This window comes from Mesorhizobium sp. WSM3862 (genome assembly GCF_002294985.1).
Taxonomy (GTDB): domain Bacteria; phylum Pseudomonadota; class Alphaproteobacteria; order Rhizobiales; family Rhizobiaceae; genus Mesorhizobium.
Window position 1 is genome coordinate 108,834 of the sequence record NZ_NSGE01000009.1, and the last position, 19,706, is coordinate 128,539.

Sequence of the window (19,706 nt, forward strand, 5' to 3'; positions counted from 1 at the left end):
CGCCGCGTTGCGCCAAGACCTGTCAGGGCCAGGGCATCAGGAAACGGTAGCCCCGCGCGGATGGTTGCTTTAAAAGCGTCCTTTCCCACCGAATGTGAGGCTGACCATGGCAATGAGAGCCGACGACCTGATCGACCGCCGCCGCTTGCGCCGCAAGCTGACGTTCTGGCGCGTGACCGCGTTTGTGATTGTGGCGGCAGCTCTGATCGCGTTTTCGGCATGGATCTATGGTGACGATTTCACCGGTCAGGCGATCGACCACATCGCGAAGGTCAAGATTGAAGGCACCATCACCGAGGACGAGGAGCTGATCAAAAGACTGGAGACGATCCGCAAATCCGCAACGGTGAAGGGCGTCATCCTGTCGATCGATTCGCCCGGAGGCACCACGGTTGGCGGCGAGTCGATCTATGAGGAAGTGCGCAAGCTCGCCGCCGACAAGCCGGTGGTGGCCGAGGTCGGCACGCTGGCCGCGTCCGCCGGCTATATGATCGCAAGCGCGGCCGACCACATCGTCGCCCGCAAGACCTCGATCGTCGGATCGATCGGCGTGCTGATCCAGTATCCCGACGTGAGCGGCCTGATGGACAAGCTCGGCATCAAGCTCGAGGAAGTGAAGTCCTCGCCGCTCAAGGCTGCGCCCTCGCCGTTCAAGCCGACCAATGACGACGAGCGCGCCATGGTGCGCAAGCTCATCCTCGACAGCTATGACTGGTTCGTCGGCATTGTCGCCGAACGGCGCAAGATGACCCGCGAGCAGGCGCAGGCGCTGGCCGACGGTTCGATCTTCACCGGCCGCCAGGCGCTCGCCAATCACTTGGTTGATGCCGTTGGCGGCGAACCCGAAGCGATCAACTGGCTGGCGACCAAAGGGGTCGACAGCAAGCTCAAGGTCGTCGAATGGAAGGATACGGAGGGGCACGGCCTCCTGTTTTCGAGAAGCATGACCAAAGCCGTCGCCAATGCGCTCGGCCTGCCGGACGCCGGCGGCGACATCATTCACGAGCTTGGCGCCGACCGCTTGTTCCTTGACGGTCTCGTTTCGGTCTGGCACCCTTGACAACCATTGGGACGAGCCAAATAAAGCAATAAAATCATCCTGATATTTGACCGCAGTGGTTTACGGGGAACGTTCATGATCAAGTCCGAGCTTGTGCAGATCATTGCCGCGCGCAACCCCCATCTTTTCCTCCGCGACGTTGAAAACATCGTCGGCGCGATCTTTGACGAGATCACCGACGCGCTCGCCGAAGGCAACAGGGTCGAGTTGCGCGGTTTCGGTGCCTTTTCGGTGAAAAACCGTCCTGCCCGCACCGGCCGCAACCCCCGCACCGGCGAATCCGTCGAGGTCGAGGAGAAGTGGGTGCCGTTCTTCAAGACCGGCAAGGAGTTGCGCGAAAGGTTGAACGGCGGCAAATAGGCGCTGCGCCGGCAGGTCGGGAAACGACGTTTCGGCGCTTAAGCCACCTCCAGGAGATTTGATGTTCAATCGCGTCATGCTCGTCGTGGTCTTCGTGCCGCTGGCCGTCATCCTGATCGCGCTTGCCGTCGCCAATCGCGGCCTCGTCGCCTTCACGCTCGACCCGTTCCATCCTGGCAATCCGGCGCTGACGCTGAATTTGCCGCTCTTCATCTTCCTGTTCCTGGCTTTGGCCTTCGGCATGATCGTCGGCAGCATGGCTACCTGGGTGAAGCAGGGCCGCTACCGCAAGCTCGCCCGCCAGCGCGGGCTGGAGGCCGAGAACCTGCGCCAGGCAGTGAGCCGCGCACCCGCTGCGCCGAAAGGACCGGCGCTGCCCAAGCCGACGAACTAAACAGCGCCTTAGGGAGCTTTCCATGCTGACTATTTCGGCCGCCGAGGTCGACCGCGCGCTGACCTTTTCAGGTCTGGTCGAGACACTGCGCACCGCCTTCCGCGAAGGCGCCGTGCAGCCGGTGCGCCACCATCACGCGGTCGAGCGGCCGGACGGCGCCGCCTCGACGCTTTTGTTGATGCCGGCCTGGACCGACTTCGACGCCGCCGGCACCTCGGCCGGCGGCCATATCGGCGTCAAGATCGTCACCGTCTCGCCGGACAACAACGCCATCGGCAAGCCGGCGGTGATGGGCCTCTATCTGCTGCTCGACGGCGTGACCGGCGAACCCCAGGCCCTGATCGACGGCCAGCGGCTGACGCAATGGCGGACCGCCTGTGCCTCGGCGCTCGCCGCATCCTATCTCGCCCGCGCGGACGCCTCGCGGCTCTTGGTGATCGGCGCCGGCGCGCTGTCGCCTTTCCTTGCCAAGGCGCATTCGGCGGTTCGGCCGATCACCTCCATCCGCATCTGGAACCGCACGCCGGCCAATGCCGAAAAGGTCGCGGCAGCACTGCGCGCCGAAGGTTTTCCAGCAAGCGTGGCAGGCGACCTCGAAACCGAGCTTGGCGAGGCCGACATCATCTCGTCGGCGACGATCACGACCGCGCCGCTGATCAAGGGCGCGCTGTTGAAGCCGGGCGCCCATGTCGATCTGGTCGGCGGCTTCACGCCGCAGATGCGCGAGAGCGACGACGATGCCATTTCCCGCGCCCGCGTCTATGTCGATACCCGCGCCGGCGCCACCAAAGAGGCCGGCGACATCGTGCAGCCATTGGCTTCCGGCGTCCTGAAGCCTGCAGCGATCATCGCCGACCTGCACGAACTGGCGCGTGGCGAGAAACAGGGCCGGCAAAGCGATAGCGAGATCACGCTGTTCAAGTCGGTCGGCGCAGCGCTTGAAGATCTCGCCGCCGGCATCGCCGTCTACAAGGCGCTCAGCACAAGGCAGTAGGGAATAGGGCAGTAAGGCAATAACGAAGCTCACACCTTACGCCTACTGCCCTGCTGCCTCGTTCGGCCAATAAACCCGCAGCCGATGACCGTCGGGATCGAGCGCGACGAAGGTGCGGCCGAAGTCGAGATCGACCGGAGCCTGCAGCATTTTCAACCCGCGTCCCGCCCAGTCCGCGTGCGTGGCGTCGACCGCGGCCGCATTCTCCATCGCAAGCACGAACTCGCCGCCCCCGCCCGCGGCGGCGGCCGCCGGTTCAACCGTGTGGCGCGACCACAAGCCGAGCTTGAAGCCGTTGTCGAGGACGAACATGGCGAAGGTGGGCGAGGCCTCTACTGGCTGGCGCCCGAGCAGCGAGGCGTAGAACGCCCCGCTCTTCTCGGGGCTGTCGACATAGAGGATGACGAAATTGGGCGTGGTCATGTCGGTCTCCAAGGTGTTTGAACCTTGGCCAAGCTAGATCATCCCACTGTCAGATTCTGGCAGCAGCGATCAGCCAGCAGGCTCCTGCGCCGTTTTCCGGGCCGATTCATCGTGCGTCGCTCGCCATTCCTTGAGCATCGCCTGGCGGCGGCGCGGATAGCGGATCTCGGTGGCTGCGAGATTGGCCATGCGGCCGGCGCGGAAATGCCGGAAATCCTGGCGCATCTCGCACCACGCAACCACCACCCGCACCTTGTCGAAGAAGCCGAGCGCGAACGGCCAGACCATGCGCTCAGAGGTCGCGCCACCGGCGTCGCGGTAAAGGAAGCCGAGCTTGCGCTCGCTGCGGATCGCCTGCCTGACGATGCCTAGATCGATCGTCTCGCCGCTCGCTGAATTTGGCCCGACCAGTAGCGTCGTGGCGTCGAGATCCTCACGCAGATCGTCCGGCAAGACCGCCGCGATCTTGGACAACGCATCCGCCGCCGCCGCGGCCAGCCGCTTGTCCGGCTGTTTCGCCACCCAGCGCGAGCCGAGCACGATCGCCTCGATCTCCTCGTCGGTGAACATCAGCGGCGGCAGCATGAAGCCGGGCTTCAGCACATAGCCCAGCCCCGCCTCGCCTTCGATCGGCGCGCCCTGCCCCTGCAGCATCGCGATGTCGCGATAGAGCGTGCGGATCGACACGCCCATTTCCTCCGCAAGCGTGCGGCCGCTGACCGGCCGGCGGTGGCGGCGCAGAATCTGGATCAGGTCGAGCAGGCGTTCGGAACGGGACATGACCGGAGACTTGCCCGTTTCTTCGGGCGAGGTCCATCGCATCGCGACAGAACAGCGCCGGACCATGCGGTTGCGAAGGTCATGGGCCTATGCCAAAAGCGGCGTGCCGTTCCGGAGATTGTTCTTGAAGTCCTTTCGCGACCGAAACCGCGACAACCGTCCGCGCCAGCCGGCGAATCCCTCCAGCCAGTCGCGGCTGCGGGAGGCGGCTTCGGCGGAGAGGTCGGAGCCGCATCATCGTCAGGAAGCAAAACCAGCGCAGCGCCCTCTTGCACGCCGCGAAGGCCCGTTGCCCGCCGAGCGCCTGCCGCTGATCCTCGAGGTCGCGCCCAATGCCGACTATGCTCTGCTGGACAGCGGCGCCGGCGAAAAACTGGAGCAGTATGGGCCCTACCGCATCGTGCGTCCCGAAGGCCAGGCTATCTGGCAGCGGGCGCTTCCCGCCAAGGAATGGCAGCGTGCCGACGCCATCTTCACCGGCGACACCGACGAGGAAGGCATCGGCCGCTGGCGTTTTCCAAAAACGCCGCTCGGCGAAACCTGGCCGATGAAGCATGACGGCATCGACTATCTCGGCCGCTTCACCTCATTCCGCCATGTCGGCGTCTTTCCCGAACAAGCCTCGCATTGGGACCACATGGCCGGCCTGATCGCCGCGGCAAAGCGACCGATCAAGGTGCTGAACCTCTTCGGTTACACAGGCCTTGCCTCGCTGGTGGCGGCGCGCGCCGGCGCAGAGGTCACTCATGTCGACGCCTCGAAGAAGGCGATCGGATGGGCGCGCGAGAACCAGGAGAGAGCCGGCCTCTCCGACAAGCCGATCCGCTGGATCGTCGAGGACGCGGTTAAGTTCGCCGAGCGTGAGGAGCGCCGTGGCAGCCACTATGACATCGTGCTCTTCGACCCGCCCGCCTATGGCCGCGGTCCCAAGGGGGAAGTCTGGCAATTGTTCGAGGATCTGGCGGGCCTCACCGATCTCTGCCGCTCGATCCTGACGCCGAAGCCGATCGCCGTGGTGCTGACCGCCTATTCGATCCGCGCCTCCTTCTTCGCCATCCATGCCTTGATGCGCGACGCCTTCGCCGGCATGGGCGGCACGGTCGAATCCGGCGAGCTGATCATCCGCGAGAAATCCGCCGGCCGCGCGCTGTCGACCTCGCTGTTCTCGCGCTGGGTGGCTTGAATGGTCCCGCATGATGGAGCCCGGCCCGTCGGGCAGGTCAAGGAAGTCACCAGCCTCGCCAATCCGCTGGTCAAGGACATCAAGGCGCTGGCGCTGAAGAAGTTTCGCGACCAGCAGAACGCTTTCATGGCGGAAGGCCTGAAGCTGGTCATCGACGCACTCGACCTCGGCTGGTCGATCAGGACGCTCGTCTTCGCCAAGGCCGGGCGCGGCAACGCTGCGATAGAAAAGGTCGCGGCGCGCACTGTCGCCGCCGGCGGCACCGTGCTCGAAGTCTCGGAAAAGGTGGTGGCGGCAATCACCCGCCGGGAAAACCCGCAAATGGTCGTCGGCGTCTTCGTCCAGCAGACGCTGCCGCTGAAGGATATCCGCGCCACGGACGGCGACGTCTGGGTCGCGCTCGACCGGGTTCGCGATCCCGGCAATCTCGGCACCGTCATCCGCACCGTCGACGCCGTCGGCGCCAAGGGCGTCATCCTGGTCGGCGACACCACCGATCCGTTTTCGCTGGAAACCGTGCGCGCCAGCATGGGCTCGATCTTTGCCGTGCCGGTCGCGAAGGCAACGGAGCAGGCTTTTCTGGCCTGGCGGCGCGACTTTCCGGGCCTCGTCGCCGGAACGCATCTGAAGGGCGCAGTCGACTACCGGTCGGTCGACTTTTCGAGAGGCCCGGTGCTGCTGTTGATGGGCAACGAGCAGCAGGGCCTGCCCGACAGCCTTGCGGATAGTTGCGACCGGCTGCTCAGGATCCCGCAGGCCGGACGCGCCGATTCTCTCAATCTGGCGGTTGCTACCGGCGTTATGCTGTTCGAAATCCGGCGTGGCGCGTTGAAGCTCGACCCTGCTGCCGACACGCGATGAGGGCTGCGAAAACGTGAAATCCTGGTCACCTTACGCCCTGCTGGTCGTGCTCGCTATCGCACTCGACCAGTGGATAAAACAGCTGGTGGAAAACGGCCTCGCCTTCCAGGAAAAGGTGGATCTGCTTCCTTTCCTGGCGCTGTTTCGCACCTACAACACCGGCATCGCCTTCTCGATGTTTTCCTCCTTCGGCGACACCGGCCTGGTGGTCATCGCCGCGCTCGTCGTCGCCTTCGTGCTCTATCTGGCGGTGCGCACGCCCCCCGGTCACGTCCTTGCCCGGATCGGCTTCGCCCTGATCGTCGGCGGCGCGCTCGGCAATCTGATCGACCGCGCGGTCTACGGTCACGTGATCGACTATATTCTTTTCCACACGCCGGTCTGGTCCTTCGCGGTGTTCAACTTTGCCGACGCCTTCATTTCCGTCGGCGCCGCGCTGGTCGTCTTCGACGAGCTGATCGGCTGGCGGCGGGAAACCAGGTCCCAGGATCCAGGCAATTGACCTGGCGCGGCCACCGCCGCAAATTTGTTTCAAACAAAACGAGGAGACCAAAGTGTCCGATACCTTCAAAGCCATCCTCGTTTCGCGCGACGCCGACAAGAAGCAGTCGGTCGAGATCGTCGACCTCACCGAAGCTGACCTGATGGAAGGCGATGTCACCGTCGCCGTCGAGGCGACGACGGTGAATTACAAGGATGGGCTGGCCATCACCGGCAAGGCCCCGGTCGTGCGCCGCTGGCCGCTGGTGCCCGGCATCGATTTCGCCGGCACTGTCATCGAATCTTCGCACCCCGACTGGCGAAAGGGCGACAAGGTCATCCTCAATGGCTGGGGCGTCGGCGAGACGCATTACGGCGCCTTTGCCGCCCGCGCCCGCGTCAAGGGCGACTGGCTGGTGCCGCTGCCCGACGGCATGAGCCCGCATGATGCGATGGCAGTCGGCACCGCCGGCTATACGGCAATGCTCGCCGTGATGGCGCTGGAGCGGCATGGCATCGTGCCGGATCGCGGGCCGGTGGTGGTGACGGGGGCTGCCGGCGGCGTCGGCTCGGTCGCCATCTCGATCCTCTCCACCCTCGGCTATCATGTGATCGCCTCGACCGGGCGCAATGCCGAAAGCCCCTATCTGATCGACCTCGGCGCGGCCGAGGTGATCTCACGCGACGAGCTCAGCCAGCCGGCCAAGCCGCTGGCCAAGGAACGCTGGGCCGGCGGCGTCGACTCGGTCGGCACCCATACGCTGGCCAGCGTGCTGGCGATGACGTCCTATGGCGGCGCGATCGCCGCGTGCGGCCTGGCCGGCGGCATGGACCTTCCGACGAGCGTCGCCCCCTTCATCCTGCGCGGCGTCTCGCTGCTCGGCATCGATTCCGTCATGGCGCCGAAGGCGGTCCGCCTCGAGGCGTGGCGCCGCATTGGCGCCGACCTCGACCTCAAGAAACTGTCGACCCTGTCGCGCTCGATCGCCTTCGACGGCATCATCGGCGCCGCGCGCGACATCGTCGAGGGCAGGATCAGAGGCCGCGTGGTAGTCGATCTGTAGGGCAATCCCAGGAATAGCGTTCGGCGATTTCCCGCCCGAAGTCGCCCAAAACCAGGCAAAAACTGCCGGATATCGGAATGGACGACTAAAATTCGAACGATCCGCCGCAATCTTCCATAATCTCTGTCTGGCAAGGTTTTCCGCATGCTCGCGGACTCCGACTTCAGACAGGACAGCAAAGCCGCAGGCGACGACGGACCGGGTCCTGCCGCGCCGAAGCGGCAGGTGCTGGTCGCGCCGCCGCTGGTCCCCGCATTGCAAGCGGACAGTCATGAAGGCCTGCCGTTCCTGACGATCGTCGCCATAGTCGTCCTGGCCGGGCTGGCGCATCTCACCGGAGCACCGATCTTCATCACCATAGGCCTCCTGGCGACGGGTCTGGGCGGCCTGATGATGCATCTGCGCAGCCAGCGCGCTGAGCGGCGCACCGCCGCACTTCTCGACGAGACGGCCGCCCGCAGCCGCGCCGAGATCGAGACCCTCGCCGACCGCATGTGGGAGATGCAGGAGAGCGAGGAGCGTTTTCGCGGTCTGATCGATGCGCTCGGCGACCTCGTTGTCCATCGCGACCGCGACGGCCACATCGTCTACGCCAACAAGGTGTTCGCCTCGCTCGTCGAGATCGATCAGCGCGACCTCGCAGGCAAGACGCTTTCCGAGCTCGGCATCGACGTCGGCGTCGTGCCCGAGGCCGCCTTTTCGGATCATGAATGCTTGAGCTCCACCGATGTCGCCATCCGCACGCCGAACGGGCCGCGCTGGTTCTCCTGGATCGAGCTCTCGGTGCGGGACAGGGACACCGGTGCTGTTTCGCACCGGGCGATCGCCCGTGACATCACCGCCCGCAAGCGCGCCGAATCGTCGCTGATCACCGCCCGCGAGCGGGCCGAATACGCCAGCCAGGCCAAGTCGCGCTTCCTTGCCACCGTCAGCCACGAGATCCGCACGCCGATGAATGGCATCATGGGCATGGCGAAGCTGCTTGCCGACACCGATCTGTCGCCCGAGCAGCGTACCTATGTCGGCGCCGTCTCGACTTCCGCAAGCTCGTTGCTGGCGCTGATCGAGGATCTGCTCGACTACTCCAAGATCGAGGCCGGCCGCTTCGATCCCGAGCCGCAGCCGACATCCCTGCGTGAGATCGCCGACAACATCATCGAACTGCTGGCCGCGAAGGCCTTCTCCAAGACCATCGGCCTCGGCTGTCACGTCGAACCCGACGTGCCGCAGATGATCACCGCCGACCCCGGTCGCGTGCGCCAGGTGCTGCTCAACCTCATCGGCAATGCCGTCAAGTTCACCGACACAGGCGGCGTGCTGCTTACCGTCGCGCGCGCCAGCACCGAGAGCACCGACCGCATCCGCTTCACCATCGCCGACACCGGTCCGGGGCTGCGCGAAGAGGATATGGAGCGCATCTTCGAGGAATTCGAGCAATCCGACGGTACTTCGACCAGGGTGCACGGCGGCGCCGGTCTCGGCCTAGCCATCTCCAAGCGCCTGGTGATCGCCATGGGCGGCACGATCTCGGTTTCGAGCCGGCTAGGCGAGGGATCCGAATTCGTCTTCGACATTCCGGCGACCGCGGCAACCCAACCGCCACAATATCGCCGCGACATCCTCTCGGGCCGACGCGCGGTGATCGTGTCCAAGAATGCCGTCGAGGCCGATGCCATCGCTCGCACCATCCGCGCGCATGGCGGTGCCGTCGAGATCGCGGCCACGCCGGACCAGGCCATTGCCTTCGCCGCCCGCTGCAACGTGCTTCTGGTCGACGCCGCGCTCGAGAACAGCGACGGCCGCCTGCTCAAGCGGCTGCGTCAGAGCGGTTTTGTCGACTGCCAGGCCATCACCCTGATCGCACCCGCCGATCGCGGCATGCTTGGCGAATTCCGCGCCAACGGCTACGCGACGTTCCTCGCCCGGCCGGTGCGCGGCGAAACGCTGCTGCGCGTGCTGTTGACCAGCTACGTGCCGGCACCCGCCGAGCCGCGGTCGGAACCGCGCGGCGCCGCGTCCGTCCGCCGCCGCGACAAGGGCCTGTCCGTGCTGATCGCGGAGGACAATGACATCAACGCGATGCTTGCCCGCGCCACGCTGCTCAAGGCTGGACATCGCGTCAAGATCGTCAGCAACGGCAAGGCCGCGGTCGAAGCCGTCACCGACGCCGGCCTCAAGCATCGTTTCGATGTCGTGCTGATGGATCTCCACATGCCGGTGATGGACGGGCTGGACGCGATCGCCGCCATCCGCCGCCATGAGGAAGCGCTTGCCGTGCCGCCGATCCCGATCATGGTGCTTTCGGCCGACAGCCAGGAAAAGACGCGCCATACGGTTTTGGCCCACGGCGCCAGCGGCTTCGTCACCAAGCCTCTCCACCCCGATGCGCTCGTCCAGGCCGTCGAGAGCCAGGCTGCGGCGTAACGAATTTTTTAGACTTTCCCGAACGCCTTGGATTGCTTGGCTTTCGCAGCCATAAGATAGCCGGTTGAGGGTATTGCCCAGCCGACGAAGTATTGCCGGGATCGCCGTATCACGGTACTGTCACAATCCTGTTGCACCTACACCGTATCCCCGTGCCAAGAGGGATGGCTCGAAGGAGAATCACTCGTGCATACAGTCATGCCTGAATGCGATACTCGGCCGAACGCCAGCGCCCTTCTCGGCGCGCGTGCCGCCGACGCTTTCGCAAGCGGCGCACCGCTGGGCCGCATCGGCAACCTGGAAGTGCGGCTCGCCCGCAACGGGGCCGAGATCGCCGCCGCCCAGGAAGTGCGTTATCGGGTATTCTATGACGAGCTCGGCGCGAGGAAGGATTTGTTCCAGGCGCAGGATCGGCGCGATGCCGACCGCTTCGACCCTCTCTGCGATCATCTCCTGGTTTTCGACACCTCGCTTCCCGGCCCAGAGCACCGCCGTATCGTGGGCACGTATCGCCTGCTGCGGCAGGAGATCGCCACCGCGGCGGGCGGCTTCTACTCCGAGGGCGAGTTCGAGCTGACCAAGCTGGTGGCGCGCCATCCGGGCCAACGCTTCCTGGAGCTCGGGCGCTCCTGCGTGCTGCCGGAATACCGCTCCAAGCGCACCATCGAGGCGCTCTGGCAAGGCATCTGGGCCTATATCAACCATTACGGCATCGGCGTGATGACCGGCTGCGCCTCCTTCCACGGCACCGTGCCGGCGGCGCATGCCGAGGCGCTTACCTATCTCGCCCATCACTGCCGCACCGACCAGGCCTGGGACGTCCGTGCGGTGGCCGGCCGCTACTGCTCGATGGACCTGATGCCGATCGAGGCGGTCAATGCCAAGGCCGCGATCGCCGCCATGCCGCCGCTCGTCAAAGGCTATCTGCGCGTCGGCGCCCGCATCGGCGACGGCTGCGTCATCGACCACGAATTTTCCACCGTCGACATTTTCGTTGTCATGCCGGTCAAGGAGATCGGCGCCCGCTACGTCAACTACTATGGCGGCGAAGGCCAGCGTTTCGCGGCGTGAGTCTGGCGAATAGCGAATAGCGAAGGAAGTAGCGATAGTAGGCTGATTACAACAGCCCATTCGCTACTCTCTATTCGCTATTCGTTGTTTGCTATCACGGAATATCCTCCGGCCTTCGCCCCGGCCGGCTCTTATAGGCCGGGAACGACCAGCCGAACTTGAGCGCCCCGCCCCGCACCAGGAAGGCCGCCGCAAAGCCGAGCAGGCTGGATGGCAGGGCCGACATGCCAACGAGATCGCCAAACGTGAAGAGCGCTGCACCCGCAAGCGCGGCCGTGACATAGATTTCGGGCCTGAGCAGCACGGAAGGCTCGCCTGCGATCAGGTCGCGCAATATGCCGCCGAAGGTCGCGGTGAGCACCCCGGTGATGACCGAAACGACCGGCGAGCCGGTGATCGCCAGGCCCTTTGCAGCGCCCATCACCGCAAAGGCGGCAAGCCCGATCGCATCGAGCCAGAGCAGCAGCTTGTAGCGGGATTCCACGCGATGGGCGCTGAAGAAGACAAGCACCGCCATCACGGCGCAGATCAGCACATAGCCGCTGTTGGCGACCCAGAACACCGGCAGGTTGAGAATAACGTCGCGCAGCGTTCCGCCACCGATGCCGGTGATGCTGGCCAGAAACAGGAAGCCGATGATATCGAGCTCTTTGCGTGACGCGGCAAGCGCGCCGGTAGCCGCGAAGACGGCGACACCGGCATAGTCGAGCAGCTCGATGGGATTCATGGGTGAGCGAATAGTGATTGGCGAATAGTCAGTGCACAGTGAATATCACGGAGCGGCGCGGTTGGTACCGTCCTTCCCTATTCGCTATTCCCTATTCGCTATTGGCTCCCGTCACGCATCCTTCTCGGCCTGCTCGTTCACCGGACCCGGCTCGACTGGCGCTTCGGCGGCGGCGGCCTTTGGGCCGCCCTTGGAGACGCCGACCATCGCCGGCCTCAACACGCGCTCGCCGATCGAATAGCCGGGTTGCACGACCTGGACCACGGTCCCCGCCGGAACGTCGGGGTTGGGCACCTCGAACATCGCTTGATGGAAGTTCGGGTCGAACTTCTCGCCTTCGGGCGCAAGCTTCTTCACCCCGTGCCGCTCCAGCGCCGCCAGCATGGCGCGCTCAGTGAGGTCGACGCCCTCGATCAGCGCCTTGAAGCCGGCATCGCCGGAGGCCTTGGCCTCGGTCGGAATGGCGTCCAGCGCGCGGCGCAAATTGTCCGACACCGACAGCATGTCGCGCGCGAAATTGGCCACAGCGTAGGTGCGCGCGTCATGTACGTCACGCGCGGTACGGCGCCGCAGATTCTCCATTTCGGCGGCTACGCGAAGCGCCCGGTCCTTCAGTTCCTCGTTTTCCTTCAGCAACCGCACAAGCGCCTCATAGTCGCCGTCGACGCCGCCTTCCGCACGTTCGTCGGAAGCCCGGGCCTCGGAAGCCTGGTTGGCTTCGATTTCCTCGGGCGCGCGTTCGTCTTTTGCCTGGTCGCTCATCGCCGTTTCCCGTCATTCGGATTGGTTTGGATTTGGGCCCGATATCGAGGTTTAGGGACCAAAAATCAAGGGGCAAGCACCGATGACGGCCCTTCCGCGATCGTTCCAAATTAATTCAAATTTTACCGTACCGGACGGCTTTGCTTGCCACTAAGGGCCTATGCGGGAACCATTGCCGGGCTGCGAGAGTTTCGAAGCCGACACAGGATTTTGGGACCATGAAGGGCAACATCGGCGAAAGGCGCGCCAAGCTCGCCGACGATATCAGGCGACAGGTTGGCACCGAAGCGACCAAGCGCCTTCTGCGCACGCTTCCGGCATTTCGCCTGGAAAAAGAAGTGCCCAAGCAATTCACGGATCTGCTCGACCGTCTGGACGGCGCCGAGACGGACAAGGCCGACGGCCAGCGGCAGCACTAGCCGCAGGCCGCCCTTTCCCTGGTCCACAGCGTAAGGCGCTGAGGAGCTATGCGGCTCTGCGTTCGTTGCGCATCAGCGCCTCGCCATGGCGGATCTCGGTGCCGAGCACCTTGAGGCACTCCCCCATGAACGCCGCAAGGCCGGGCCATCCCTTTGCCGAAACCAGATTGCCGTCGACATGCGCGCCCGTCGGCGACACGTCGATATAGGTGCCCCCGGCGAGCGTCACCTCGGGCTCGCAATACTGCAGCGCCGCCACCTCCCGACCGCGCACCACGCCGTCAACCGCAATCAGGATTTGCACGCCGTGGCAGATGGTGAAGATCGGCTTGCCGGTGTCGTGGAAATGCCTGACCAGCGCCTGCACGCGCTTGTCGATGCGAATATATTCCGGCCCGCGTCCGCCCGCAGCGTAGACCGCGTCGTAATCGGCGGGATTCACCTCGGCGAATGTCTTGTTGAGGATATAGTCGTGGCCGAGCTTTTCCGTATAGGTCTGATGGCCCTCGAAGTCGTGCAGCGAGGTCTTGAGCACGTCGCCGGCCTTCTTGTCCGGGCAGACGACATGGACGGTGTGGCCGACCGCGTGCATCGCCTGCTCAAAAACGAAAATTTCGTACTCTTCGCTGAACTCGCCAACGAGCATCAGTATCTTCTTGCCTGCCATGCCGTTTCCTCCCTTGCCGGCTGTTTATTTCGGAGCGCGAAATAATCACCCTATCCTAAGGGCAAGACGGCAAAAGGGGAAGTGAAATCCGCAGAGGTGGTCCGACCAGATTGTTGCAAAGAGGCGCGTAGCCACCAAGCCGACTTCGCCAAGACGTCAAAAACAAGCCGCTTGGTCAGACCAAAGCTGCAGGCTCGCTTGGTTTACCGGATGGCTGCCTTCGGCGGTCAGCGCGGGGACGGCTCAGCCCGGGCGTTTGCGCCGCCAGGAATATTTCGGGCCCTTGGCTTCCGGCTCTACCGCCGGCTGGTAATAGACTGGCAAGCCTCCTGTGCGCCCTTCCTCCAGCCGCTTCAACAGCACCGGATTGCAGACCTCGAACTCGTCGAAGCCGAGCCGCAGCATATGCGGCAACTGGTCGACCAGCACCTGGCCCGTGGCGCGGACCGCGCCTTTGAAGTTATGCCGGGTGCGCAGCAATTCGCCTTTGGAGAAGGAGCGGCCGTCGTTGAAGGCCGGGAAGGCAAGCGCCACCAGCGACAGCTGCTCCAGCAGGCCGACGATCTTGTCGAGCTCGTCGCCGGGGAGCAGGAGCACGCCGAGGCGCTCCTTGGCCGATCTGCGGATATCGTCATCGAGCCCGAGAAAGGCCTGCAACGGCAGGATGAAGCGGCCATTGCCGGCAAGCGCTTCGCCGCTCTCGGCATGGGTCCATTCGTCCTCGCGGAAACCCCTCGGGGTCCAGAGGCGGGTTTCCGATTTGGTCGGCTCAGTCATCAAAATTCCTAATGCCCTAAGATCGTAATGCCCTAAGAATGAAAGGATATGTCGCTGTTCAGGTCGGCCCGGCGTCGAAAATGATGGCTTCCGAGACAGGAGCGTACTTCAACTCCGTGAGCACCGGAAGCGCAGGAACCCGCCATTCCAGGCCGGCCTCACCTGAGTAGCGGCTGTCCTTAAAGTGATGCGTCGGTCAGCGACTTCTCCAGCCCCGACAGATGGATGCCGCACTCGGTCTTGGCGTGCCCCGCCCAGCGGCCGCTGCGCGCATCCTCGCCTGGCTGTACCGGCTGCGTGCACGGGAAGCAGCCGATCGACAGATAGCCATAGGCGACCAGCGGGTTTTCGCGCAGCGCATGCGCGCGCATGTAGTCGGCCTGGTCAGATGTCGTCCAATGCGCGAGCGGATTGATGCGGATGCGCGAGCCGACGGCCTCGAAGACCGGGAGTGCCGCGCGCGTCGAAGCCTGGAAGCGCTTGCGACCGGTGAACCAGGCGCGGAACGGCTCGACGCCACGCGCCAGCGGCTCGACCTTGCGCAGGTTGCAGCACGCGTCGGTATCGGTCTCATGCAGCCGGCGGGTCGGATCGACGCGTTCGAGCGCCGCTTCGTTCGGCTTGATCACTCTGACATCGGTCAGGCCGAAATCGGCGACCAGCGCGTCGCGGTAGCCCAGCGTCTCCTCGAAATGCTTGCCGGTGTCGAGAAAGATCACCGGCAGCGAGCGGTCGATCTCGGCAATCATGTGCAGGAGGACTGCCGAATCGGCGCCGAAGGACGACACGGCGGCAACCTCGCCGCGGAAGAATTCACGCGCCGAGCGCTCGATGATCTCGATCGGCTTCAGATGGCCGAGCAGCGCGTCGAGCCCCGCCGCTTCCGCGGCGACGCCGGCCTCGACGCCGCCGATCCGGTCAAGCGGCCTTGGTTTCGCCAGCATAGAGCGCCTCCTTGAACGGCGCGGGACCGACACGGCGGTAGGCGTCGATAAAACGTTCACTGGGATTGAGCCGAAGGCCGAGATAGGTGTCGACGATCTGCTCGATGGCATCGGTGATTTCTTCCGAAGAGAAACCGCGGCCGATGATCTCGCCGACCGACGTGTTCTCGTCGGCCGAGCCGCCAAGCGTGACCTGGTAGAGCTCGGAGCCCTTCTTCTCCACGCCGAGAATGCCGATATGGCCGACATGGTGGTGGCCGCAGGCGTTGATGCAGCCGGAAATCTTCAGCTTCAGCTCACCGATCTCGCGTTGCCGCTCCAGCGAGGCGAAGCGGCGCGAGATTTCCTGCGCGACCGGAATCGAACGCGCCGTGGCAAGCGCGCAATAATCGAGGCCGGGGCAGGAGATGATATCGCTGATCAGGTTGGAATTGGCGGTCGCCAAGTCGATCTCGACCAGGGCGTCATGGACGGCCTTGAGGTCGGCGCGCGCCACATGCGGCAGGATCAGGTTCTGCTCGTGGCTGACGCGCAGCTCGTCGAAGGCGTATTTCTCGGCGATGTCGGCAACCGCCTCCATCTGGCTGTCGGAGGCGTCGCCGGGCACCTCGCCGATGCCCTTGAGCGAGATCGTCACCGCCGCATAGTCGGGATGGCGATGCGTTATCACATTCTGGTCGAGCCACTCCGAAAAACTCTTGGAATCGAGCCGCGCCTGCTTTACCTGCGCGTCGCCTTCCGGCCGGTCGGGCAATGCCGGCGGCGCGAAATAGGCATTGATCGCCTGGATGTCGGCGTCCGGCAGCTTCAGCTCCGCGTCCTTCAACTCCTGCCATTCGGCCTCGATCTGGCGGGTGATCTCCTCGACCCCGGTCTCGTGGACGAGGATCTTGATACGCGCCTTGTACTTGTTATCGCGGCGGCCATAGAGGTTGTAAACGCGCAGGATCGCCGTGCAGTAGGACAACAGCTCGGCTTCCGGCAGGAAGTCGCGGATCTTCTTGGCGACCATCGGCGTGCGGCCCTGGCCGCCACCGACATAGACGGCAAAGCCCAGCTCGCCGGCCGCGTTCTTCTTCAGATGCAGCCCGATGTCGTGCGTCTGGATGGCGGCGCGATCACGCTCGGCGCCGGTCACCGCGATCTTGAACTTGCGCGGCAGGTACGAGAACTCCGGATGCACCGACGACCACTGGCGCAGGATCTCCGCATAGGGACGCGGATCGGCAACCTCGTCGGCGGCCGCGCCGGCGAAATGGTCCGCGGTGACGTTGCGGATGCAGTTACCGCTGGTCTGGATGGCATGCATCTCGACGCTCGCCAGATCAGCAAGGATCGCCGGGATGTCGGACAGCGCCGGCCAGTTGAACTGGATGTTCTGGCGCGTGGTGAAGTGGCCGTAGCCCTTGTCGTATTTGCGGGCGATGTGGCCGAGCATGCGCAATTGCCTGCTGTTCAGCGTGCCGTAGGGCACGGCGATACGCAGCATATAGGCGTGCAGCTGCAAATAGACGCCATTCATCAGCCGGAGCGGCCGGAACTGGTCCTCGGTGATCTCGCCGGCAAGCCGGCGCTGCACCTGGTCGCTGAACTCGGCGACGCGGGCCTTTACGAAATCGTGGTCGAACTCGTCGTAACGGTACATGCTTCGTCTTTCAGGGCGCGTCCGCCCGCTTTGTTGTGTTCTATGCCGCCCGTGCCGGAGCCGGGCTCGCCTGCTTGCCGATGTCGGTGCGGATGGTGGGGCCCGCGGCGCGGATCTTCTCGCGCAGCCGCACCGGCTCGACCACGCCGTTGATCACGGTCACATCGATCAGGTTGACGTCGACGACTTCGTTGTTGGCAGCGGCCGCGGCGCCGATGGCCTCGAGCCGATCCTCCGCCGCCTTGTCATGGGCGATGTCGGCACGACTGACGGTCTCCGCCCAGCCGCCATCGGCGTACCAGACGGCGATACCGTCCGAGAGCCTGTTCGCGGTCAGAACCTTCATTGCTCAACTCCTTCGGCCGCTACGCCGGCCGTATCTTCACGCGTGTGCGCCGCAAGCGGCTCGGATTGTTCGAAATTGGCGCCGGCGACCGCGTCGCCGATGATGGTCATGACCGGACCGGTAAGATCGGCGCGCGCTTCCAGCGACGGCAGGTCGGCAAGCGTGCCGTGGAAGCGGCGGCGATTGCCAAGGCTGGCATTCTCCACCACTGCGACGGCAGTATCGGGCGACAGCCCGGCTTCGATCAGCCGACCGGCGACTTCGGCTGCGACCGAGCGGCCCATATAGACGGCGACGGTGGCGCCCGAAATGGCAAGCTTTGCCCAATCGGGCAGTGAGTTGCCCTTGAGGTCATGCCCGGTGGTGAACACCATCGAGGACGTCACGCCGCGCAGCGTCAGCGGCAATTCGAAATCGGCGGCCGCGGCGAAGGCGGCGGTCACGCCCGGAACCACCTCATAGGCGATGCCGGCCTCGCGAAGTGCTGCCATTTCCTCGCCCGCCCGCCCGAACACAAGCGGATCGCCTGATTTCAGCCGCACCACGCGCTTGCCGGCGCGGCCAAGCTCGACGAGCAGAGCGTTGATTTCTTCCTGGCTCTTGGAATGGCAGCCCTTGCGCTTGCCGACAGGCAAGCGCTCGGCATCCCGGCGCCCCATGGTGACGATCGCTTCCGGCACCAGCGCGTCGTAGACGATCGCGTCGGCCTCCATCAGCAGGCGGTGGGCGCGCAGCGTCAAAAGATCCTCCGCGCCCGGGCCGGCGCCGACCAGAGCGATGTGACCTGCGGTCGGCGCGTCCGAAGCCAGAAGTTCGAGCGCAGCACTATGCGCCCTGGCGAACTCTCCGGCTTCAACCGCCTTGGCCGGGAGGCCGGCGAAGAAATCGCTCCAGAACCGGCGGCGGCGATTGCCTTTTGGCAGCCGCTCGGCAGCAGTGCGAAACGACGACGCCAAGGCCGCCAGCCGGCCAAGCGACGGCGACAGCATGCGATCGATGCGCACCCGCAGCAGCTGCGCCAGCACGGGGCCGGCGCCCTCGGTGCCGATGGCGATGGCGACCGGCGCGCGGTTGACCAGCGCCGGTGTGAAGAAATCGCAGAGCTCAGGCCGGTCGACGGCGTTGACCGGAATGCCCAGCCGGCGGGCGTCTTCGACGACGCGACGGTCGAGCGCCTCGTCGCCGCTGGCGGCAAACACCATGGCCGCGTCCTCGAGGTGCGCGGCATCGTAGGCGACATCGACGTGGACAGCGCCGGTGGTTGCAATGAAATTCAGAAGCTCGGGATCGGCATTGTCCGCAGTGATGCGCAGCGTCGCGTTTGACTGAGCAAGCAGCCTGGCCTTGGCCAGTGCCTCCTCGCCGTTGCCGACGATGGCCACGGCTTCGCCGTCGACCCGCAGGAAGACGGGGAAGGCGTTGAGCTTGGCATTGGCTGGCGACATGGCGATAAACAGTACGAGAACAGTCTGGCAGTTTTATGCGGGCCTGGGAAAAACCAGAAGGCAAGCACTCGCGCATCCCTTGATGGCAGGCAATCGCTTTTTCGCAGCCGCGAAAGGCAGGAGAAAAAAATTCTACGCCGGGCCTCGAAGTGGTCGGGCACCTCTGCGAGAGCTATTGATCCGGCATAGTTTTTAGCGCCGTGCAGCCGACACGGCAAAACGGTTTTTTCTAAATTCTACCAACCTAGTAGATTAAGACGCGGTCTTGCTGGTGGGTGAGGTCGCTGCCGCCTGCAGCACATCCTCCAGTCGTTGGTTCATCCGGAACTATCATGCTCGGCGGCACGTTTCGCTAACGATCCATCCCGTCGGTCGAGTCGCTCTCGCGGGCTCCATTTGTGCTCAAGGCAAGGAGGAAAATCATGAACATCAAGCTTAAACGCGGTCTCTGGGTGGTCGTGGCCGACGGCGAAAAGGCGCTTTTCCTCCGCAATGAAGGCGACAGCAAGTTTCCGAACCTCGAGGTCGTTCAGGAGATGGAGCAGGAAAATCCCGCCACCAGGGAGCAAGGCACCGATAAACCGGGCCGATATGCCGAAGGACCACGCAGTGCGATCGAAGAGACCGACTGGCATCGCCTCGGCAAGGAACGTTTCGCAAGCGATATTGCCGACCGGCTCTACAAGCTTGCGCATCGGGGTGAGTTCGACCAGCTCGTGCTGATCGCGCCGCCGCAGGTGCTCGGCGAGATGCGTCAGAAGCTGCACAAGGAAGTCAGCGAAAAAGTCCAGGCCGAAATCCCCAAGACGCTGACCAATCATACCGTCTTCGACATCGAGAATCTGCTCAAAGCGGCCTGAGCGGCACGCAGGAACGCACA

General features: G+C 64.5%; 22 protein-coding genes. 12 read left to right on the plus strand and 10 right to left on the minus strand.

Annotated elements, in window-relative coordinates:
* The first annotated feature begins 106 nt into the window (after nucleotides 1-106).
* The 4 genes from sppA (at nucleotide 107) to CK224_RS24525 (ending at nucleotide 2,808) form a co-directional block, all read left to right on the plus strand.
* Nucleotides 107-1,060: a signal peptide peptidase SppA gene (sppA, locus tag CK224_RS24510; RefSeq protein ID WP_067318883.1), complete on the plus strand. Its 954-nt coding sequence runs from the start codon at nucleotides 107-109 to the stop codon at nucleotides 1,058-1,060.
* Nucleotides 1,061-1,135: 75 nt separating this feature from the next.
* A complete protein-coding gene (locus CK224_RS24515) occupies nucleotides 1,136-1,420 on the plus strand; it encodes an integration host factor subunit beta (protein ID WP_027165368.1) in 285 nt (94 codons plus the stop codon).
* A 61-nt stretch (nucleotides 1,421-1,481) separates the two neighbouring features.
* On the plus strand, nucleotides 1,482-1,814 hold the full coding sequence (locus CK224_RS24520) for a DUF1049 domain-containing protein (protein ID WP_095783527.1): 333 nt from the start codon (nucleotides 1,482-1,484) through the stop codon (nucleotides 1,812-1,814).
* Nucleotides 1,815-1,836: 22 nt separating this feature from the next.
* Complete coding sequence (locus CK224_RS24525) at nucleotides 1,837-2,808, plus strand: ornithine cyclodeaminase family protein (protein ID WP_095783528.1); 972 nt, start codon at nucleotides 1,837-1,839, stop codon at nucleotides 2,806-2,808.
* A gap of 42 nt (nucleotides 2,809-2,850) precedes the next feature.
* Here CK224_RS24525 and CK224_RS24530 read toward each other — a convergent pair whose 3' ends face one another.
* Both CK224_RS24530 and CK224_RS24535 read right to left on the minus strand, forming a co-directional pair.
* On the minus strand, nucleotides 2,851-3,231 hold the full coding sequence (locus CK224_RS24530) for a VOC family protein (protein WP_095783529.1): 381 nt from the start codon (nucleotides 3,229-3,231) through the stop codon (nucleotides 2,851-2,853).
* A gap of 69 nt (nucleotides 3,232-3,300) precedes the next feature.
* Nucleotides 3,301-4,011: a YafY family protein gene (locus CK224_RS24535; RefSeq protein ID WP_095783530.1), complete on the minus strand. Its 711-nt coding sequence runs from the start codon at nucleotides 4,009-4,011 to the stop codon at nucleotides 3,301-3,303.
* Nucleotides 4,012-4,135: 124 nt separating this feature from the next.
* On the opposite strand from CK224_RS24535, the gene CK224_RS24540 reads away from it, so the two are divergent.
* The 6 genes from CK224_RS24540 (at nucleotide 4,136) to CK224_RS24565 (ending at nucleotide 11,094) form a co-directional block, all read left to right on the plus strand.
* Nucleotides 4,136-5,194, plus strand: coding sequence for a class I SAM-dependent rRNA methyltransferase (locus CK224_RS24540; RefSeq protein ID WP_095783604.1), 1,059 nt, complete (start codon nucleotides 4,136-4,138; stop codon nucleotides 5,192-5,194).
* Nucleotides 5,195-6,055 (plus strand): RNA methyltransferase, encoded by an 861-nt coding sequence (locus CK224_RS24545; RefSeq protein WP_095783531.1) that lies wholly within the window; start codon nucleotides 5,195-5,197, stop codon nucleotides 6,053-6,055.
* Nucleotides 6,056-6,068: 13 nt separating this feature from the next.
* Nucleotides 6,069-6,557 carry a signal peptidase II gene (lspA, locus tag CK224_RS24550; protein WP_067004065.1) on the plus strand — a complete coding sequence of 163 codons (489 nt, stop codon included), beginning with the start codon at nucleotides 6,069-6,071 and terminating at the stop codon, nucleotides 6,555-6,557.
* A gap of 52 nt (nucleotides 6,558-6,609) precedes the next feature.
* A complete protein-coding gene (locus CK224_RS24555) occupies nucleotides 6,610-7,599 on the plus strand; it encodes an MDR family oxidoreductase (protein WP_095783532.1) in 990 nt (329 codons plus the stop codon).
* Between the two features lie 144 nt (nucleotides 7,600-7,743).
* On the plus strand, nucleotides 7,744-10,023 hold the full coding sequence (locus CK224_RS24560; protein ID WP_095783533.1) for a PAS domain-containing sensor histidine kinase: 2,280 nt from the start codon (nucleotides 7,744-7,746) through the stop codon (nucleotides 10,021-10,023).
* Between the two features lie 186 nt (nucleotides 10,024-10,209).
* Complete coding sequence (locus CK224_RS24565; protein WP_082953625.1) at nucleotides 10,210-11,094, plus strand: GNAT family N-acetyltransferase; 885 nt, start codon at nucleotides 10,210-10,212, stop codon at nucleotides 11,092-11,094.
* Between the two features lie 94 nt (nucleotides 11,095-11,188).
* Here CK224_RS24565 and CK224_RS24570 read toward each other — a convergent pair whose 3' ends face one another.
* Nucleotides 11,189-11,821, minus strand: a complete 633-nt coding sequence (locus tag CK224_RS24570; protein WP_095778725.1) for a trimeric intracellular cation channel family protein — start codon at nucleotides 11,819-11,821, stop codon at nucleotides 11,189-11,191.
* 111 nt (nucleotides 11,822-11,932) lie between these two features.
* Nucleotides 11,933-12,583 (minus strand): nucleotide exchange factor GrpE, encoded by a 651-nt coding sequence (gene grpE / locus CK224_RS24575; RefSeq protein WP_095783534.1) that lies wholly within the window; start codon nucleotides 12,581-12,583, stop codon nucleotides 11,933-11,935.
* Nucleotides 12,584-12,801: 218 nt separating this feature from the next.
* On the opposite strand from grpE, the gene CK224_RS24580 reads away from it, so the two are divergent.
* Nucleotides 12,802-13,002, plus strand: coding sequence for a hypothetical protein (locus CK224_RS24580; protein WP_067318902.1), 201 nt, complete (start codon nucleotides 12,802-12,804; stop codon nucleotides 13,000-13,002).
* Between the two features lie 46 nt (nucleotides 13,003-13,048).
* On the opposite strand, the gene CK224_RS24585 is transcribed toward CK224_RS24580, so the two are convergent.
* The 6 genes from CK224_RS24585 to cysG form a co-directional block, all read right to left on the minus strand.
* A complete protein-coding gene (locus tag CK224_RS24585; RefSeq protein ID WP_095783535.1) occupies nucleotides 13,049-13,669 on the minus strand; it encodes a DJ-1/PfpI family protein in 621 nt (206 codons plus the stop codon).
* 243 nt (nucleotides 13,670-13,912) lie between these two features.
* Nucleotides 13,913-14,446: a DUF934 domain-containing protein gene (locus CK224_RS24590; RefSeq protein WP_095783536.1), complete on the minus strand. Its 534-nt coding sequence runs from the start codon at nucleotides 14,444-14,446 to the stop codon at nucleotides 13,913-13,915.
* A 179-nt stretch (nucleotides 14,447-14,625) separates the two neighbouring features.
* Nucleotides 14,626-15,390: a phosphoadenylyl-sulfate reductase gene (locus tag CK224_RS24595; RefSeq protein ID WP_095783537.1), complete on the minus strand. Its 765-nt coding sequence runs from the start codon at nucleotides 15,388-15,390 to the stop codon at nucleotides 14,626-14,628.
* The gene (locus CK224_RS24600; RefSeq protein ID WP_095783538.1) at nucleotides 15,365-17,035 is read right to left on the minus strand and encodes a nitrite/sulfite reductase; all 1,671 of its coding nucleotides are present in this window, start codon (nucleotides 17,033-17,035) and stop codon (nucleotides 15,365-15,367) included. Before CK224_RS24600 ends, CK224_RS24595 begins: the two co-directional genes overlap by 26 nt.
* A 40-nt stretch (nucleotides 17,036-17,075) precedes the next feature.
* Nucleotides 17,076-17,381, minus strand: a complete 306-nt coding sequence (locus CK224_RS24605; RefSeq protein WP_095783539.1) for a DUF2849 domain-containing protein — start codon at nucleotides 17,379-17,381, stop codon at nucleotides 17,076-17,078.
* Entirely contained in the window at nucleotides 17,378-18,826 is a 1,449-nt protein-coding gene (gene cysG, locus CK224_RS24610) for a siroheme synthase CysG (protein ID WP_095783540.1), read from the minus strand. Before cysG ends, CK224_RS24605 begins: the two co-directional genes overlap by 4 nt.
* Nucleotides 18,827-19,245: 419 nt before the next feature.
* Between cysG and CK224_RS24615 the strand changes: the two genes are divergently transcribed.
* On the plus strand, nucleotides 19,246-19,686 hold the full coding sequence (locus CK224_RS24615) for a host attachment family protein (protein ID WP_164747059.1): 441 nt from the start codon (nucleotides 19,246-19,248) through the stop codon (nucleotides 19,684-19,686).
* Nucleotides 19,687-19,706 lie beyond the last annotated feature (20 nt).

Coding starts and splice junctions, on each gene's coding strand:
- sppA (WP_067318883.1), top strand. CDS start 107: ATGGCAATGAGAGCCGACGACCTGATCGACCGCCGCCGCTTGCGCCGC.
- CK224_RS24515 (WP_027165368.1), top strand. CDS start 1,136: ATGATCAAGTCCGAGCTTGTGCAGATCATTGCCGCGCGCAACCCCCAT.
- CK224_RS24520 (WP_095783527.1), top strand. CDS start 1,482: ATGTTCAATCGCGTCATGCTCGTCGTGGTCTTCGTGCCGCTGGCCGTC.
- CK224_RS24525 (WP_095783528.1), top strand. CDS start 1,837: ATGCTGACTATTTCGGCCGCCGAGGTCGACCGCGCGCTGACCTTTTCA.
- CK224_RS24530 (WP_095783529.1), bottom strand. CDS start 3,231: ATGACCACGCCCAATTTCGTCATCCTCTATGTCGACAGCCCCGAGAAG.
- CK224_RS24535 (WP_095783530.1), bottom strand. CDS start 4,011: ATGTCCCGTTCCGAACGCCTGCTCGACCTGATCCAGATTCTGCGCCGC.
- CK224_RS24545 (WP_095783531.1), top strand. CDS start 5,195: ATGGTCCCGCATGATGGAGCCCGGCCCGTCGGGCAGGTCAAGGAAGTC.
- CK224_RS24560 (WP_095783533.1), top strand. CDS start 7,744: ATGCTCGCGGACTCCGACTTCAGACAGGACAGCAAAGCCGCAGGCGAC.
- CK224_RS24570 (WP_095778725.1), bottom strand. CDS start 11,821: ATGAATCCCATCGAGCTGCTCGACTATGCCGGTGTCGCCGTCTTCGCG.
- grpE (WP_095783534.1), bottom strand. CDS start 12,583: ATGAGCGACCAGGCAAAAGACGAACGCGCGCCCGAGGAAATCGAAGCC.
- CK224_RS24580 (WP_067318902.1), top strand. CDS start 12,802: ATGAAGGGCAACATCGGCGAAAGGCGCGCCAAGCTCGCCGACGATATC.
- CK224_RS24585 (WP_095783535.1), bottom strand. CDS start 13,669: ATGGCAGGCAAGAAGATACTGATGCTCGTTGGCGAGTTCAGCGAAGAG.
- CK224_RS24590 (WP_095783536.1), bottom strand. CDS start 14,446: ATGACTGAGCCGACCAAATCGGAAACCCGCCTCTGGACCCCGAGGGGT.
- CK224_RS24595 (WP_095783537.1), bottom strand. CDS start 15,390: ATGCTGGCGAAACCAAGGCCGCTTGACCGGATCGGCGGCGTCGAGGCC.
- CK224_RS24600 (WP_095783538.1), bottom strand. CDS start 17,035: ATGTACCGTTACGACGAGTTCGACCACGATTTCGTAAAGGCCCGCGTC.
- CK224_RS24605 (WP_095783539.1), bottom strand. CDS start 17,381: ATGAAGGTTCTGACCGCGAACAGGCTCTCGGACGGTATCGCCGTCTGG.
- cysG (WP_095783540.1), bottom strand. CDS start 18,826: ATGTCGCCAGCCAATGCCAAGCTCAACGCCTTCCCCGTCTTCCTGCGG.